Source organism: Achromobacter arsenitoxydans SY8 (genome assembly GCF_000236785.1).
Classification (GTDB): Bacteria; Pseudomonadota; Gammaproteobacteria; order Burkholderiales; family Burkholderiaceae_B; genus Achromobacter; species Achromobacter arsenitoxydans.
This window is the reverse complement of the sequence record NZ_AGUF01000018.1, coordinates 1-2,738: the sequence shown is the minus strand read 5'-3', so window position 1 is coordinate 2,738 and position 2,738 is coordinate 1. Positions and strand designations below refer to the sequence as shown.

The 2,738-nt window shown below is 63.8% G+C and carries 4 protein-coding genes; all 4 read right to left on the bottom strand.

Annotation, left to right across the window (positions count from 1 at the left end):
• Nucleotides 1-137, bottom strand: a 137-nt coding sequence (locus KYC_RS28585; protein ID WP_008159143.1) for a CoA transferase, incomplete at its 3' end; no start/stop codon positions are given.
• A 239-nt stretch (nt 138-376) separates the two neighbouring features.
• Nucleotides 377-1,033, bottom strand: coding sequence for a DUF799 domain-containing protein (locus KYC_RS04100; RefSeq protein ID WP_008159142.1), 657 nt, complete (start codon nt 1,031-1,033; stop codon nt 377-379).
• Nucleotides 1,033-1,536: a DUF4810 domain-containing protein gene (locus tag KYC_RS04095; protein WP_008159141.1), complete on the bottom strand. Its 504-nt coding sequence runs from the start codon at nt 1,534-1,536 to the stop codon at nt 1,033-1,035. Before KYC_RS04095 ends, KYC_RS04100 begins: the two co-directional genes overlap by 1 nt.
• Before the next feature lie 12 nt (nt 1,537-1,548).
• Nucleotides 1,549-2,226, bottom strand: a complete 678-nt coding sequence (locus KYC_RS04090) for a CsgG/HfaB family protein (RefSeq protein ID WP_043517504.1) — start codon at nt 2,224-2,226, stop codon at nt 1,549-1,551.
• Between the last annotated feature and the right edge of the window lie 512 nt (nt 2,227-2,738).

Here is a 2,738-nt window from a genome sequence, read left to right as displayed (position 1 = left end):
CGCGTGTCGTCCCCCACTTGGGGACGTTCAACCTTGATGACCTCGGCGCCCAGGTCCGCGAGGTTCTGGGTAGCCCACGGGCCCGCCAGAATGCGCGTCAGGTCCAGCACCTTGATATGCCCAAGCGCCGTCTTCATCGCCCCGGTCTCCTCGTTTTTTTCTGCCGTTCAGCTTAGGAACTGCCCCCCCATGCGTCCAATATTATTTATGTGAAATTCGATATCGTTTGCGTATCACCGGCCCTAAGGCGTAGACCCCGCTACCTGAGCCGCTTGCACGCCAGCGACGCCGGCGCTACCGCCGCGCCAAAACGAAACCGCCCGCGCGCCGACATAGCGGCGCGCGGGCGGAAGAGCCGGATCTTGGCCGGACCTGCTTACTGCGTTTCGTAGCGCGGCGAGCGCGGACCGTACAGGATGCCGCCGGCGGTGCCGGCGCTGAGCAGCATGTTGTTCGTCATGCCCGCCACGCTGTAGCTGCGGTCCGACAGGGTGTTGACGACCTGGTCGACCATGGCCTGGACCAGCATGCCCAACAGGCCGCCGCCGCTGTTGTTGTTCGCATGCACCACCTGCTTGGTGCCGCTCCACAGCTTGGCGCCGTTGCGCAGGTCCAGCAGTTCCGCGTCGATCGACACCGTGACGGTGCTGGCCAGCACCGCATAGCTGGCGCCGTACTGCTTGACCGTCATGTACAGCGCGGCGTCCGCGCCGAAGATCTCGCGCAGCTTGGCGGCCGGCAGTTCATGGATGTCGTCGGGCGAGGTCAGGCCGTTCTGCTTGAAGGTCTCGTCCATGACGCCCACCGGAATCACGTAGTAGCCCGATTCCGCCAGCGGCAGCGTGGCCTGCGCCAGCACAGCCGCGGATGCGGCCACGTCCACCGAGGTGTTCAGGGGCGGCAGCACCAGGATCGACGCCGGCTTGCTTTCGCGGAAGGCCGTGTAGTCCACGTTCTTTTGGGGCGGCGCCACGCAACCGGCGAGCAGTGCGGCGGCGGCCAGCAGGCCGGCGCGCAAGAGTTTGTTCAGCATCACGATCCCTTCTTCGATTCGGCCGCCTGTGCGGGCGCCGCTTGGTCCACATTCGACGCGGCGGCGCCCGGCGTGGCGACGCCCGGCGTGCCGACCGCGGCCTGCTGCGCCGCCGGCTTGCCGGCGTTGCGCAACAGGAAGTCCATGAACGGGGCCGATTCGGGGAATGCCTCTTTCTCGCCCAGCATCTGCTCGGCGCCCTTGTCGCCGTTGCCCATCTTCATGTACAGCATGCCCAGATGCGCGCGGAATCCCGGCGGCAGCTCCGTGTTGGAGGCGCGAGCGGTCTCGATGTTCTTTTCCAGCGCCAGGGTCTGCGTTGCGTAATCCGCGCCGTCGTCCTTGAGGTAGGCATACACCGAGCCCTGGTAGGACTGCCAGCTATACATGGACTTGGGCTGTTGGACGCAGGCCGACAGCAGGCCGGCCAGCGCCGCGATCGCCAGTCCGCGGCCCACGCGCGCAAGCGCGGCCGGACGGCGTTTTTCCGAGTGATTCGACATGGAATTTCCCTATCAATTCTTGGCGGGTTGCCAGGCGCCTTGTTCGATGCCGTCAACCAGGCGGTCGACCGCCTCGCGGATCGCCAGGTCCAGGACCTTGCCGTTGAGCGTGGAGTCGTAGCCGGCGGTGCCGCCAAAGCCGACCACTTCGCGGTTGGACAGGCTGTATTCGCCGGCGCCGGACGCGGAATAGACCACTTCGGACGTCGTGGCGTCCACCACGTTCAGGTCCACCTTGGCATAGGCCACTTGTTCCTTGCCGCGGCCGAGGATGCCGAACAGCTGCTGGTCGCCGGTCACTTTGCGGCCGAAGGCCGTCACGTCGCCCGTGACGACGTAGCGCGCGCCCTTGATCTGGGCGGCCTTCTTGTTGAAGGCGGCTTCCTGGGCGATCTCGGACAGATTGTCGCGATCCATCACCTGGAAGCGGCCGCTGCGCTGCAGATGGCTCATCAGGATGGTCTTGGCCTGGCCGCCCAGACGGTCGACGCCATCCGAGAACACGCCGCGCAGATAGTTGGTGCGGTTATCGAACTTGCCGACCGAAATAGGACTGCGCACGCCTGCGTACGGCTTGCTGGCCGCCGCAACGGCCGGCACGGCCACGGCTTGCGAACGCTCCGTCGCGCAGCCCGCAATAATCGTCGACAGGAATGCCAACGCCCCGATTTTCACCACTTTGTTCAACATCGTCTTCTCCAGCCGGCCCCGCCACCAATGCGTTGGACGGCATCTGTCGCCATTAAATTGAACGGCGATTATATAGAATGAATTACTTGGATACTATTTGAAATAGAGTCGAATTTATCTCTACTTTGACGGTTCACAAGGATTTCAAGATCGAGCGCCGGACTAATGGATAGGGCTTTCGGGCGGGGCGCAGCCTGGCGCCAAAGACGGCCTGTCGGGCAGGCCTCATCCGCATGGATGACCGCAAAATCCGGGGAATGATGCGAAAGCACCATTGCAGATTCAAGGATTAATACTTTCGGCTAATAGCAAGGCGGATGAGGTCCGCAATATATATCCCTCCAACGGGCGCCGCATCATCGTCGTCATGTCGTCTGCCAAGAACATCCCGCCCGTTCCGAGGAGACCACCGATGGCACGATGCCCGTTCGCGACCTGGCGCCCCATTTCCGGCTCGTCCGGACCTCATCTGGGCGGCCCCTTCAAGATCGTCCACCACACCACGGAAGGCA

Coding starts and splice junctions, on each gene's coding strand:
- KYC_RS04100 (WP_008159142.1), bottom strand. CDS start 1,033: ATGCTGAACAAACTCTTGCGCGCCGGCCTGCTGGCCGCCGCCGCACTG.
- KYC_RS04095 (WP_008159141.1), bottom strand. CDS start 1,536: ATGTCGAATCACTCGGAAAAACGCCGTCCGGCCGCGCTTGCGCGCGTG.
- KYC_RS04090 (WP_043517504.1), bottom strand. CDS start 2,226: ATGTTGAACAAAGTGGTGAAAATCGGGGCGTTGGCATTCCTGTCGACG.